The 12,796-nt window shown below is 61.7% G+C and carries 10 protein-coding genes and 1 pseudogene; 9 read left to right on the top strand and 2 right to left on the bottom strand.

Annotation, left to right across the window (positions count from 1 at the left end; genetic code table 11):
* Positions 1-81: 81 nt before the first annotated feature.
* The 3 genes from ACOYW2_RS22680 (at position 82) to ACOYW2_RS22670 (ending at position 2,013) form a co-directional block, all read left to right on the top strand.
* On the top strand, positions 82-285 hold the full coding sequence (locus tag ACOYW2_RS22680; protein ID WP_482771112.1) for a hypothetical protein: 204 nt from the start codon (positions 82-84) through the stop codon (positions 283-285).
* Entirely contained in the window at positions 257-859 is a 603-nt protein-coding gene (locus ACOYW2_RS22675) for a TatD family hydrolase (RefSeq protein ID WP_482771073.1), read from the top strand. The genes ACOYW2_RS22680 and ACOYW2_RS22675 overlap by 29 nt, the downstream gene beginning before the upstream one ends.
* Positions 860-1,269: 410 nt before the next feature.
* Positions 1,270-2,013 (top strand): tRNA threonylcarbamoyladenosine dehydratase, encoded by a 744-nt coding sequence (locus ACOYW2_RS22670; RefSeq protein ID WP_482768087.1) that lies wholly within the window; start codon positions 1,270-1,272, stop codon positions 2,011-2,013.
* Between the two features lie 308 nt (positions 2,014-2,321).
* Here the strand turns inward: ACOYW2_RS22670 and ACOYW2_RS22665 are convergent, their stop codons facing one another.
* A complete protein-coding gene (locus ACOYW2_RS22665; protein ID WP_482768086.1) occupies positions 2,322-2,909 on the bottom strand; it encodes an alpha/beta fold hydrolase in 588 nt (195 codons plus the stop codon).
* Positions 2,910-3,367: 458 nt separating this feature from the next.
* Here ACOYW2_RS22665 and ACOYW2_RS22660 point away from each other — a divergent pair, with 458 nt between their 5' ends.
* The 6 genes and pseudogenes from ACOYW2_RS22660 to ACOYW2_RS22635 all read left to right on the top strand — a co-directional run bounded on the left by ACOYW2_RS22660 (position 3,368) and on the right by ACOYW2_RS22635 (position 11,713).
* Positions 3,368-3,961, top strand: a complete 594-nt coding sequence (locus tag ACOYW2_RS22660; protein WP_482768084.1) for an IMPACT family protein — start codon at positions 3,368-3,370, stop codon at positions 3,959-3,961.
* Positions 3,962-5,047 (top strand): annotated as a pseudogene (locus tag ACOYW2_RS22655) (DEAD/DEAH box helicase); the annotation flags it as partial. It lies immediately after the preceding gene.
* A gap of 106 nt (positions 5,048-5,153) precedes the next feature.
* A complete protein-coding gene (locus ACOYW2_RS22650; protein WP_482768083.1) occupies positions 5,154-6,818 on the top strand; it encodes a Zn-binding domain-containing protein in 1,665 nt (554 codons plus the stop codon).
* Positions 6,819-7,162: 344 nt separating this feature from the next.
* Positions 7,163-10,111, top strand: a complete 2,949-nt coding sequence (locus ACOYW2_RS22645) for an ATP-binding protein (RefSeq protein WP_482768082.1) — start codon at positions 7,163-7,165, stop codon at positions 10,109-10,111.
* Positions 10,050-10,628: a response regulator gene (locus ACOYW2_RS22640; protein ID WP_482768081.1), complete on the top strand. Its 579-nt coding sequence runs from the start codon at positions 10,050-10,052 to the stop codon at positions 10,626-10,628. Before ACOYW2_RS22645 ends, ACOYW2_RS22640 begins: the two co-directional genes overlap by 62 nt.
* Positions 10,625-11,713 (top strand): HD domain-containing phosphohydrolase, encoded by a 1,089-nt coding sequence (locus ACOYW2_RS22635; RefSeq protein WP_482420133.1) that lies wholly within the window; start codon positions 10,625-10,627, stop codon positions 11,711-11,713. Before ACOYW2_RS22640 ends, ACOYW2_RS22635 begins: the two co-directional genes overlap by 4 nt.
* A gap of 53 nt (positions 11,714-11,766) precedes the next feature.
* Here ACOYW2_RS22635 and cysK read toward each other — a convergent pair whose 3' ends face one another.
* Entirely contained in the window at positions 11,767-12,693 is a 927-nt protein-coding gene (gene cysK / locus ACOYW2_RS22630; RefSeq protein WP_482418199.1) for a cysteine synthase A, read from the bottom strand.
* Positions 12,694-12,796: the final 103 nt, after the last annotated feature.

Genomic DNA, 12,796 nt, shown 5'->3' with positions numbered 1-12,796 from the left:
AACCCGGGGTGCAGGGGACTTATCCCCTGCCCGTCGGAGGCATCGCTTGAAAAGGTGCCCATCCGACTGTAAAATGCCCCCATGAATATGAAACTCTTTGATACCCATGCCCATCTTCAGGATCCCCGTGTGGCAGGGGATATGGACGCCATGATGGCCCGGGCCCGCTCCGTTGGGGTTGCCCGCATCCTCTCCTGCGGTACCCGGGAAGAGGACTGGGGGGCGCTGGGCGGCTCGCCGGGCGTGCACACCCGAGATCCTTCCTGCCACGGGTGCATCCCCTGAGTTCATCGAGAACCTCTCCCGGACTGGAACCAATGTGTTAGCCAGGCAGCGCATGACAGATGATGCAGCCGCCGTGGGGGAGATCGGCCTTGATTTTGCCGTGGACGGCCTGGACCGGGGCAAGCAGGAGGCGGTGTTTCTCTCCCAGCTCAGGCTGGCCAAAGCCCTGAAGCGGCCTGTCTCCATGCACTGCCGCAAGGCCTGGGGCCGCCTGGTGGAACTCCTCAAACAGGAGGGGGGCCTGCCCCACGGCGGCGCCATCCATGCCTTCTCCGGCTCCGTGGAGATGGTGCGCGAGTGCCTGCGCCTCGGCGCCTGTTTTTCCTTTTCCGGCTCCATCACCCGCCCAGCCAACCACAAGGCCAAAAAAGCTGCGGCTGCCGTGCCCGACCATTGCCTCCTCATTGAGACGGACAGCCCGGACATGCTTCCGGCAGAGGTCCCCGGGCCTTTGAATGAGCCCGCCCATGTGATACACGTCGTGAACACACTGGCCGCCGTGCGGGAAACCACCCCTGACGAGATCGCTCAAATCACCTGGGAGAATGCGGTGCGGTTGTTTGGAGACGGCTGAAAGCGTATCGTCTATGGTGAAAACCATTTGCAAAAGCATGCCTCCGGCGGCGAGGTGGAGCCACCTCGGAAGCATATTGCCCTTGCGCTTTGCCCCTCGTTCCTCGGGCCAAAGCGCAAGGGCCTTCGGCTCGGGCTTCGCCCGACATAATCGCTGGTGGTTTATGCCGGCTGCTTTACAAGCATCGAAGTCACAGGATACGCAGCCATAGTTTGCTTGTTATCAGGTTTAACCGCATTGCTTTCGATGTAGAGTCTTGACGGATCGAAAGCTTGCAGCGAGACACCATCCAAGAAAGAGTTGCGCAAAGGGTTGAGACCGAGAAGCGAGGTCTCAACCCTTTGTGTCAGCGGAACGTTTTTTGCGGAGCTTTTTTTTAAAAAAGCGACCCGCCGGAGGCATCTACAGACATGACGACACCAACGCGCCATGCGCGAACAGAGCAGCTTCTCGGGCGAGATGGGCTGGACAGATTGCGGGAAGCCCACGTAACCATCTGCGGGCTGGGGGCGGTGGGCTCCTTTGCGGCCGAGGCCCTGGCACGGGCCGGGGTGGGGAAGCTGACCCTGGTGGATTACGACGTGGTGAGCGAGAGCAACATCAACCGCCAGCTCTACGCCCTCTCCTCCACGGTGGGCATGAAAAAATCGGCGGTGGCCGAGGCGCGCATCAAGGACATCAACCCGGAGTGCGAGGTGACGGTTTTTGACTGCTTCATCAACGAAGAGACCACGGACACGATCCTGGAGCGCCCCATGGACGTGGTGGTGGATGCCATCGACAGCCTCTCCTCCAAGGTGTTTCTCATCATCAACGCCAAAGAGCGCAATATTCCCATCGTGGCCAGCATGGGGGCCGCAGGAAAGCTCGACGCCAACCTCATCACCTCCGGCGATATCTCCGAGACCCGCATCTGCCCCCTGGCCAAGAGCGTGCGCCGACGGCTCCACAAAAAAGGGGTGTTTGAAGGCGTGCGCTGCGTCTACTCCACCGAACCCGCCCGCAAGAACCCGTCCACCACCGGCGAAGAACCCACCGACGACGGCCAGCGCATCGCCCCGGTCCTCGGCAGCATCTCCTATCTGACCGCCATTTTTGGTCTCAAAGCCGCCGGAGAAGCCATCGGGGTTATTCTGGATGGACAAAGCGCATAACCTCGGGTCTCCTGCACCTTGTTTCGTTTAAATAAGCCTCCGGCGGGTCGCTTTTTTGAAAAAAAGCTCCGCAAAAAACTTTTCTAATGCACGAAACAGGCAACATTCTTTCGGCGGAGCCTGGAAGGCTTGCTTAAGATCTGTTTGTCAAACTTTTTAAAAGTTTGGCCCCCGGCAGGGCCGCCGGAGGCTCGTTTGGCCTGAATGATACAAAAAAGCCCTCAGCCAATCTGTGGAGATCAGCCGAGGGCTTTTGTCATAGGGGTGCATGGTCATATCTCGGATCCATGCGGCAGTGGGCTACAAGCCTACAATTTTTCCAGGAACCTCACCAGGTGGCGATGGAAGGTCTCGGTCTGGTTGAGGTAGGTGGGGTGGCCGCCTTCGGGGAGGATCACCACCTCACTGTCTGCCAGGACGCTGTCCAGGATGTGGGCGTTTTCCACGGGGACGATGGGATCATTGTCCCCCCAGATGATGAGGAAGGGCAGGGAGGTGCCTTTGAGGGCACCGGCGTTTTCGGGAATGCCCAGGGGGGCGGGAGCCACCACGGCGGAAAAATCCGAGGGGTGCTCGGAGACCACGGGCAGGGCGTACTCGCCGCTGAAAGAGGGCGCCACGATGATGGGGGCTTTGACCCCTAAGGCCTCGATAATCAGGGGGAGGACCTGCTCCTTTTCGATGTCGGCGGCAGGTGACTGGCCGTAGCCGGGCAGGTCTACGGCGATGGCGTCAAAGCCTTTGTCTGCGAGCAGATCAAGGGTACCCAGCTCTTCCCAGTTAAGGGATGAAAAGCGCATTCCGTGAAGGAAGATCACGCTTTTTTTGTTTCCTTCGCCGCTCCTGCGAAGAAAGATATCGGTTTCCTGGATACGAATGGTCTGGTGGTTGGGCATGGGTCACATCTCCTCATGGTTCTGATGTTTAAATAAGCCGGTGTGCCTGTGAGGCGGCTGCATGGATGATGTCGCTGTTCTGATATATCAGATATCAGAACAGTGTGGAAGCAGACTTTTTTTCAAGGGGGGCTGGCCGCAGGGGCCTCACCTTTCCCCACTTCATGGGGTGGTCGCGCGGAACCCTTTTGTATGATGGCATATGTGGCGTCTGTCATCTCGTGTGTTCTCATCAAAGCATCATCACAATGTTCAGAAAACCACGAAATCGGCGAAAAACCAAGGACAAAAAGCGGGGCGGTTGCATCCTTTTAGTGGGGGGGATATAGATGGCTGAGAGCTGACGCTAAGGCGAAAGGCAAAAGGGCAAAAGGCTAAGGGCTAAAGGTGGGAGGTTCGGGTGGCCTTTGATTTTGTCGCTTCATTTTATAACCCCACGATGTGACACAGGCGGTGGTATGGATGGGTACAGGGTTCCGGTGGGAAGGCACCGGGTGGAAGAGAAGATCGGGGGGAGCCTGTTTATCGCAACGGCCGAGAGGGTCTCGTCCGCGGATGAGGCAAAGGGGTTTGTGGAGGCGATGAAGCGGGAATTCCGGGATGCCACCCACAACTGCCACGCCTTTGTGGCAGGGTCGCCGGGCTCCTCGGTTTCGGGCATGGGGGATGACGGCGAGCCTCGTGGCACGGCGGGTCCGCCCATGCATCAGGTTTTGCTCCATTGCGGTATCGGTGAGATCGCCGTGGTGGTGACCCGATATTTCGGGGGCACCAAGCTGGGCACCGGAGGGCTGGTGCGGGCATACGGCGGCATGGTAAAACGGTGTCTGGAGGAGATACCCACCACCTTTTTCGCCACCTCCGAGCCGGTGAACTTGACCGTGGCCTACGCAGACCTTTCGGCGGTGAAACGTGAGGTGGCGGCCCACGGCGGCGAGGTGCTCAGCGAGTCGTTCACGGCGGTGGTGGGGCTGTCGGTAAGGCTTCCCGAGGAGTCGAAGGTCGGTTTTTTTGAGCGTGTGTCACGCATGGCAACCATGACGGAGGAATAGATGGCGGTGGATGATTACATCCGGGGCATGACCGGGCACGAGGTGTTCTCGCACCATATTGCCGCCCACAAGGTCATCCCGGGGCGCGAGGCTTCCCTTGGGGAGCTTGACCCGCCGTTGCCCGGCGCCCTTGAGGGGGCGGTAAAGGGGATGGGGGTGGAGCGCCTTTACAGCCACCAGGTGGCGGCCATCGAGGCCATCAGGCGGGGGGAACACACGGTGGTGGCCACGCCCACGGCCAGCGGCAAGAGCCTTATTTACAATCTTCCGGTAATGGAAGCGGTCCTCACCCAGCCAGACACCCACGCCCTCTACCTTTTTCCCCTGAAAGCCCTGGCCCAGGACCAGCTCAAGGGCCTTGAGCGCCTCACCTCGGCGGTGTTTGCCGCAGACCCGGTGACGGCAGCCATCTACGACGGGGACACCCCGCCCCATGCCCGCAAGAAGATCCGTACCCGCCCGCCCCATGTCCTCATGACCAACCCGGAGATGCTCCATCTCTCCATCCTTCCCTACCATGCCTCCTGGGCCACCTTTCTTCGGGGCCTGCGGTTTGTGGTGGTGGACGAGGTCCATACCTTAAAAGGGGTGATGGGCTCCCACATGGCCTGGGTGTTCCGGCGCCTCAAGCGGATCTGCCGGTATTACGGCTCGGACCCCTGTTTTGTTTTCTCTTCGGCCACCATCGGCAACCCGGCGGAGCACGCCTCAAGCCTTGCCGATGTGGAGGTGTCGGCCATCACCCAAAGCGGGGCCCCTGCCTCCACCAAGCATTTTATCCTTCTCAACACCCCGGAAGGGGCCTCCCAGGCGGCCATCAAGTTGATTCATTCGGCCATGCACCGGGAGCTCCGCACCATTGTCTACTGTCAGTCCCGGAAGATGACCGAGCTCATTGCCATGTGGGCGGCGTCCAAAAAAGCGGATTTCGGGGAGAAAATCACGGCCTACCGCTCCGGCTTTCTGCCGGAGGAGCGCCGGGAGATCGAGCGTAAGATGACCGAAGGGGAGCTTTTGACGGTGGTCTCCACCAGCGCCCTGGAGCTGGGCATCGACATCGGCGGCCTGGACCTGTGCATCCTTGTGGGCTACCCCGGGAGCATCATGGCCACCTGGCAGCGGGCCGGGCGCGTGGGGCGAAGCGGCCGCGATTCCCGGGATGCTCTGATTGCCCCAGGATCTGGACCAGTACATGATGACCCACCCGGACCTCTTTTTCTCCATGGACCCGGAAAAGGCGGTAAACCCGGCCAACGAGGTGCTCATGGCCAAACACCTGGACTGCGCGGCCGCCGAGCTCCCCCTGCGGCGGGGCGAACCCTTGTGTCGCCAGGAGGCCGTTGCCGACAAACTCTCCCGCATGGAGGCCTTCGGGTCCCTTTTGGCCAGCGCGGACGGGGACCTTCTCTTTTCCCACCGGAAGTTTCCTCAGCGGTCCGTGGCGCTTCGGGGCACGGGGGATACCTTCGACATTGTCGATGCGGAGAGCCGTGAGCTCATCGGCAGCGTGGACGGGCACCGGGCCGTGCGGGAAACCTACCCCGGGGCGGTGTACATCCACCGGGGGGACTCCTACGTGGTAACGGAGCTGGACCTGGATAAGCGAACGGCCGTGGCCCAGAAGCAACGCGTCCACTATTTCACCCGCATCCGCAGCCACAAGGCCACGGAGATCCTTGAGGTGAGCAACCGCAAGCCCCTGGGCAACGCCTGGGTGGGCGTGGGCAAGCTGAAAGTCACCGAGACCATCACCGGCTACGAAAAACGGCTGGTCAAGGGCCAGCGGCTCCTCACCGTGATTCCCTTGGACCTTCCTCCCCAGGTGTTCGAGACCGAGGGGCTCTGGCTGGAGGTGCCCGAGGCCGTGCGGGTGGAAATGGAAAAAGAGCAGCGTCATTTCATGGGGGGCATCCATGCTGTGGAGCATGCCGCCATCGGGATTCTGCCCCTGTTTGCCATGGCAGACAGAAACGACATCGGGGGGATCTCCATTCCCCACCACCCCCAGCTTGGAAAGGGCGCGGTCTTTATCTACGACGGCTTTCCCGGGGGCATCGGCATCTGTGCCGGGGTGTTCGGCCAGGCCGAGGCCCTCTTTGACCGGACCCTGTCGGTGATCCGGGACTGCCCCTGCGAGACCGGCTGCCCGGCGTGTGTCCACTCTCCCAAGTGCGGCTCCGGGAACCGGCCCATCGACAAGGAAGCCTCCCGGGTGCTCCTTGAAAAGCTTCAAACACCCCTTGCTCCGGCCCTTCTCTCCGGGGAGCCTGTCCCCCGGTTCCCCGCACCCAAACCCGAGGACTCAAGGGGCAAACCCCCGATTCCGAAACGCTACGCCGTGCTGGACGTGGAGACAAGGCGATCCGCCGAAGAGGTGGGCGGCTGGGGCCGCGCCCGGTTCATGGGGGTGAGCGTGGCCGTGCTCTACGATTCCAAGACCGATGCCTACACCGCCTGGACCGAGGATCAAATCCCGGAGATGGCCCGGCTCTTGAAGAAGATGGACCTGGTGGTGGGCTTCAACATCCGCCGGTTCGACTACGATGTGCTTTCGGGGGTGTGCGGCGCCGATTTTCACAGGCTCCCCACCCTGGACATGCTCGACGAGGTGCACAAGCGCCTCGGGTATCGCCTCTCCCTGGACCATCTCTCCAGCCACACCCTGGGCGCTGAAAAGAGCGCCGACGGCCTGGCCGCCCTGGCCTGGTGGAAGGAAGGGCGCCTGGACCTCATCGAATCCTACTGCCAGAAAGACGTGGCCCTGACCCGCGATCTGTACCTTTACGGTCGCGATAAGGGGTACCTTCTCTTCCAGAACAAAGCCCGGACCCTGGTGCGCCTTCCTGTGGTCTGGTAAGTCAACTCCCGGACATTGCAAACAAATTGACGTTGCCTCGCGGCTGCGTGTATACTGGTTCAACACGCATCATTGTTGTTGATCGAACAACGTCTTTCCTCCTGTTGTCTCTTCCGGGGCATGGACATGTGAAGGGCGGCTGATGCCTGCCCTTTGTTTTTTCCTTCCCCGTCGACACCCATCGGACGGCTGCGTGCCCTCCGCGAAAAACGCTTCCCCGTGTGAGGCCGCTGAAAGCGGTATGGCCTGTAAAAGGACTCATCACACGGCGTTTTGTACGCGGTTGGCCATGTGCAGCCTGTTCCCTGTGACCTAAAATCCCCTGCGCCGGAGTTTCATACCCCATGAAGTTATGGCGTTACATTTTGTTCTGGGCCCTTCTGGTGGCCGCCCTTTCCGTGGGGCTCTGGTTCGGCGTGCATTTTCTGAAGGGAGAAATGCGTCATAAGGAGCGGGTGACCACCTTGCGAGGGTTTCGTGCAGAGTTAGGGGAGATGATTTCCCACCGCTGGGAGGTTATTGAGAGCCTGAGCACCGAGCCCATGCTCCGTGGGGTGCTCTCCGGTGAGCCCCATGCGGAACTGGAACACCTGTTTGACATGCTGGCCCATGCAGAGCACGTGGCCCTTATCTACCTGATGAACAGCGAAGGGCTCACTGTGGCGAGTTCTGTCTACGACGGGGAGAAGAGGGTGACGGGGCTGAACTATCGGTTCCGTCCCTATTTCAAGTATGCCATGACCGGGCGGCGCATGGTGTACCCGGCCGTGGGGGTGACCACCCATCGGCGGGGGATTTACATGTCCATTCCTGTCTGGGACAGGGGCATGGACCCCGTGGGCGTTCTGGTGTTCAAACTGGATCTGGAGGCGGTGGATGCCCTGTTTCAGGAGGTCTCGTCCCCTGTGGTTCTTATGGACCCTTTTGGGGTGGTGTTTGCAAGCAACACGCCGGAGTGGCTCTTTCATGTTTCAGAGCCCCCTACGGAGGCGGAGAGCGCAGGTGTGGACCTGAAACGGCAGTTTGGGGGGCGGCCCCTGAAGCTTCTGGGGTGGGACCCGGGACAGCCCGAGGTGTTGGTGGGGGCTGAGCGGTATGAGGTTGTGTCCGAGGCCATACCTGCTTTTCGATGGACGGTGGTGGGGCTGTTCTCCGGCGATCCGTACCCGCCATTTCCCCCCGGCCAGTTGATGATGACCCGGGTCGGTTACCTGGCGGGGCTCTTGCTGGTGACCCTGGTGATCAGCCTTTGGGCCACGGTGCGCAGGCGCCAGCAGGCGGAGCTGGTGCTCATCAAACACCGGGAGACTCTGGAGGGTGTTGTGAACAGGCGGACCCTGCAGCTTGAGGTGGTCAACGACACCCTGGTGCGGGAGCTGGAGGAGAAACGGTTTGCGGAAGTCGTCGGCGAGAACGAGACATCGTTCAAACGCGCCAACCGTATTGCCGGGCTGGGAAGCTGGGAGTGGTTCCTGACCGAGGACAGGGTGGTTCTCTCCGATGTGATGGTGGCCATCTACAGGGGCGAAGACAAAAGCGAAAGCAGCAGGATTGAGGGCCGGTTTGAGGAGGTCATACAACGCATGGTGCACCCGGAAGACTCGGAGATGGTGGTGCGGGCGGGGCGAAAGATGGCCGAGACAGGTAAGGGGGAGCCCCTGGAATACCGTATTGTCCGGGGCAACGGGGATATCCGCTGGATCCGGGCCGAGGTACCGGAGGTGAAGGAGTTTCGGCGATCCGGGGAGGTGGTTTCCCTCATCGGCACGGTGCAGGACATTACGGAGCGCAAGCTCAGCGAGAATTCCCTGCTGCGTTTCAAAGCGGCCATGGAGCAGTCCGTGGACGGCATTGCGGTGGCAGACCTGGAAGGGGTGGTGGAGTTTGTGAACCCCTCCTGGGCCAAGATGCACGGGTACCGTACCGAGGAGCTGGTGGGGGTGAACCTGGAGTCGTTTCATACCCGGAATCAGGCCGAAGGCCCCTTACGGGATTTTCTGAAAAAAGTGAGACGCTACGGCAGCTGCGAGGGGGAGATCGACCACGTGGCCCGCAACGGCCGGGAATTTCCCACCTGGATGAGTTCTTCCCTTATGGCGGATCATGAAAACAACCCCATCGGCATTGTCTGGATTTGTCGGGAGATCAGCACCCAGAAGCACGCCGAGGCGATCCTGAAGCGTGCCAAAGAGGAGGCCGAAGCCGCCACCCGGGCCAAGAGTGTCTTCCTGGCCAACATGAGCCACGAAATCCGCACTCCCATGAACGGGGTCATCGGCATGATCGATATCCTTTTGGACACCGGGCTGACTCCTGAGCAGAAGGAGTACGCCGAGTCGGTGAAGTCCAGTGCCGATGCCCTGTTGATTCTTATCAACGATATCCTCGACCTTTCCAAGATCGAGGCGGGCAAGCTGGACATCGAGGCCATCGATTTCAACCTGCGCCATGTGTTGGAGCCCCTCAGCGATGTCATGGCCATCAAGGCCGGGGAAAAGAGCATCGCCTTCGGTTGCCTGATCCAGGACAACGTCCCGGTGCACCTCAACGGGGATCCGGTGCGATTGCGGCAGATCCTCACCAACCTGGCCGGAAACGCCGTTAAGTTTGTGGAAAAGGGCAGCGTGATGATCCGGGTGGCCCTGAAAGAGAAGACGGGCAAGGGCGTGAGGCTCTTTTTCGAGGTGGCGGACACGGGCATCGGTATTGAGGAGGAGGCCCGCTCCAGGATCTTCGACTCCTTTTCCCAGGGGGACGTTTCCACCACCAGGCGGTACGGAGGCACAGGGCTGGGGCTTTCCATCTCCCGGCAGCTTACCCGTCTGATGAACGGCAACATCGGGGTGGAGAGCCGTCCGGGACAGGGGACCACTTTCTGGTTCACCGCAGAATTCGACATCCAAACAGAAGCGCGGGAAGAGTGGTTCCACTCCAGCGACGTCCTTGAGAACGCCCACCTCCTTGTGGTGGACGATAACGCCGTGAACCGGTGGGTCTTTCGGGAGTATGCCCGATCATGGGGAAGCCGGGTTACCGAGGCGGAGTCCGGGGAGAGCGCCCTGCTGATGGCGGAACAGGCACGCAAGGACGGAACGCCCTTTGATGCGGCCATCATCGACATGCAGATGCCGGGTATGGACGGGGCCTCTTTGGGCGGTGCTTCAAAGACGGAGACCACCCGCACCTCCTTTGATGGCCACCTCCATCGGTCAGAAAGGGGACGCCGCGCACATGGCGGAGCTGGGCTTTTCTGCCTGCCTGACCAAGCCGGTGAGGAAGAAAGACCTGTATGAGCGGTTGAATCAGGTCCTGCATCGTGGTGAGGCAGGGGACCAGAGCCCGGATCTTCGAGAGCGGGAGACAAAGGCCCGCGGTGTGTCGGTGGAAACCATGCCCGGGATTCCCGCCATCCACGTGCTGCTGGCCGAAGACAACCCCATGAACCAGCGGGTGGCCGTGAGCATGTTGAAGAAGCTGGGGCATACGGTGAAGGTGGTGAGCAACGGACTGGAAGCGGTGGACGCTTTCGGCAGTGAAGCCTTTGACCTGGTGCTCATGGACGGGCAGATGCCGGTGATGGACGGGCTGGAGGCGACCCTGGCCATTCGGCAGCTGGAGCAGGAGGCCCTGGAGATCCCGGAACCGGGGCACGGGCCTGTGCCCATCATCGCGGTGACGGCCAACGCCATGGCCGGGGACCGGGAACGGTTTCTGGAGGCGGGCATGGACGAATACATCACCAAACCCATCAAGAAAAAAGAGCTCGAAGAGGTGATCGTCCGGGTCATGGGGGAACGGGAACAGCCATGATGGGGGGAAGGGGCGAGGGCGTGGATGAACACGGGGAAAAGTTGGGTGATGTGGCCGGAGATGCCTTCCGGTCGGGCCGGGCCCTGGACCGGGAGGAGATGGATGCCACCCTGGACCTGGTCCGGGCCATTTTGCCCAGGGACCCTGTCACCCGGGGGCACAGCCTGCGGGTGATGGATTATGCCCTGGCCCTGGCCCGGCGGGTCAAGCTGCCCCGTATCGTGTTTCCCCACCTGGTGTTCGGCAGCCTGCTCCACGATTGCGGCAAGGGCGGGGTTTCGGACCATATCCTGCAAAAGCCGGGCCCCCTGACCCCCGCGCAGATGCGCCTGATGGGCCTGCACTCCGAGCGGGGCCATGCCATCACCCGGTGTGTGGGGCCCCTGGAGACCGCCTCGCTTTTTATCCGCCAGCACCATGAGCGCTGGGACGGGCAGGGATACCCCGACGGGCTGCGGGAGGAGGGGATACACATCTGCTCGCGGATCATCACCCTGGTGGACGTGTTTGATGCCTTGACCACCCATCGCCCCTACCGGAAACAGATGCCGGTCCAGGCGGCCCTGGGCGTTATGCGAAGCGGCCGGGGGAGCCGTTTTGACCCGGAGCTCACCGATACCTTCCTGGCCATGATACGCGAGAAAATGGTGCCTGTGAGCCGGGGGCGGACCACCTTGTTTCGTCCCTGGTTCACCCCTTCCCTGGTGGCGGGGGACGCCTCGGCCTCCCTTCGCCATGCCCTGGCGCGAAGCCTTTCACCCTGCCCTGTTCAGCTGACGGTGGTGGGCTCCGGTGAGGAGGTGTTCAACCAGATGGAGGACGGGCCTGTTGAGATGATCCTGCTTGGGGAATCCCTCGGGGACATGACCGGGGCCGAGTGCCTGTGGCTCAGCAGGGAGTTTGCGCCCCGGGCTGTCCGGCTCATGCTTTGCCCCTTCAACCGGCTGGAGGCCCTGGTGGCCCATCGGGAGCAGGCCGGGATCTATCGTTTCGTGGTGGTACCGTGGCAGGAGCGGGCCTTTCGGGAGCTGGTGGAGGAGGCCCTGGTGTGGCGCCAGATCACTGCGGCGGTGAAGGGGGCGTGAGGCGGGGCGGGGACGCCGCGGTGCTTTGGAAGCCCGGGCATCCCCATTGCCGGTCAGGCGAGTTCAAAAAGGGGGGTGGAGAGATAGCGCTCCCCGGTGCTGGGGAGGATCACCACCATGCGTTTTCCCTTGGATTCCGGGCGCCGGGCCACGGCAAGGGCGGCATGAACGGCGGCTCCGGAAGAGATACCGCAGAGGAGGCCCTCCTGCTTGGCCAGGAGCCGGGCCGTGGTAAAGGCCTCTTCCGAGGGCACGGTGACCACCTCGTCCACCACGGACAGGTCCAGGGCGCCCGGGACAAACCCGGCACCGATGCCCTGGATCTTGTGGGGGGCTGCAGCGCCCCCCGAGAGGACGGGGGACTCGGCCGGTTCCACGGCAATGGCCTTGAAGTCGGGGTTGACGCGTTTCAACACCTGGCTGATGCCGGAGATGGTCCCGCCGGTGCCCACACCTGCCACGACCATGTCCACTTCGCCGTTTAAGGCATTCAGGATTTCGGGGGCCGTTGTCTTTCGGTGGATCTCCTGATTGGCAGGGTTTTCGAACTGGTTGGGCAAAAAGGCGTTGTCGCTTTTTTCCACGAGGTCTACGGCCGCATCAATGGAGCCTTTCATGCCCTTGTCCCCCGGCGTGAGGATCAGCTTGGCCCCGAAGTGGGTGAGGAGCTTGCGCCGTTCAACGCTCATGGTCTCCGGCATGGTGAGGCAGAGGCGCAGGCCGCGGCGGGCGCAGAGCATGGCCAGGGCGATGCCGGTGTTGCCGCTGGTGGGCTCCACGATGAGGGTCTCGTCATTGATGCGCCCGTCCCGGATTCCGGCCTCGATCATGGCAAAACCCAGGCGGTCCTTGACGCTCCCTCCGGGGTTGAAAAACTCCAGCTTGGCGTAGATCTCCACGGGCAAGCCTTCGGCCATGCGGTTGAGGCGGACCAGTGGGGTCCTGCCGATGGATTGGTCTACGGTTTTATATTTAAACATGAGGTCTCCTTTGATGTGCGTGTCGCTTTGGACCGTTACGGGCTAACACCGTTGCGGTTCGGGCATAGCGATGAGAGGCAGCGAAGCCCATATCGCCGGTAAG

The organism is Desulfoluna sp. CLI2B, from assembly GCF_056847375.1.
This window is presented reverse-complemented; position numbering and strand designations above follow the sequence as displayed.

Coding starts and splice junctions, on each gene's coding strand:
- ACOYW2_RS22680 (WP_482771112.1), top strand. CDS start 82: ATGAATATGAAACTCTTTGATACCCATGCCCATCTTCAGGATCCCCGT.
- ACOYW2_RS22670 (WP_482768087.1), top strand. CDS start 1,270: ATGACGACACCAACGCGCCATGCGCGAACAGAGCAGCTTCTCGGGCGA.
- ACOYW2_RS22665 (WP_482768086.1), bottom strand. CDS start 2,909: ATGCCCAACCACCAGACCATTCGTATCCAGGAAACCGATATCTTTCTT.
- ACOYW2_RS22660 (WP_482768084.1), top strand. CDS start 3,368: ATGGATGGGTACAGGGTTCCGGTGGGAAGGCACCGGGTGGAAGAGAAG.
- ACOYW2_RS22650 (WP_482768083.1), top strand. CDS start 5,154: ATGATGACCCACCCGGACCTCTTTTTCTCCATGGACCCGGAAAAGGCG.
- ACOYW2_RS22645 (WP_482768082.1), top strand. CDS start 7,163: ATGAAGTTATGGCGTTACATTTTGTTCTGGGCCCTTCTGGTGGCCGCC.
- ACOYW2_RS22640 (WP_482768081.1), top strand. CDS start 10,050: ATGGCGGAGCTGGGCTTTTCTGCCTGCCTGACCAAGCCGGTGAGGAAG.
- ACOYW2_RS22635 (WP_482420133.1), top strand. CDS start 10,625: ATGATGGGGGGAAGGGGCGAGGGCGTGGATGAACACGGGGAAAAGTTG.
- cysK (WP_482418199.1), bottom strand. CDS start 12,693: ATGTTTAAATATAAAACCGTAGACCAATCCATCGGCAGGACCCCACTG.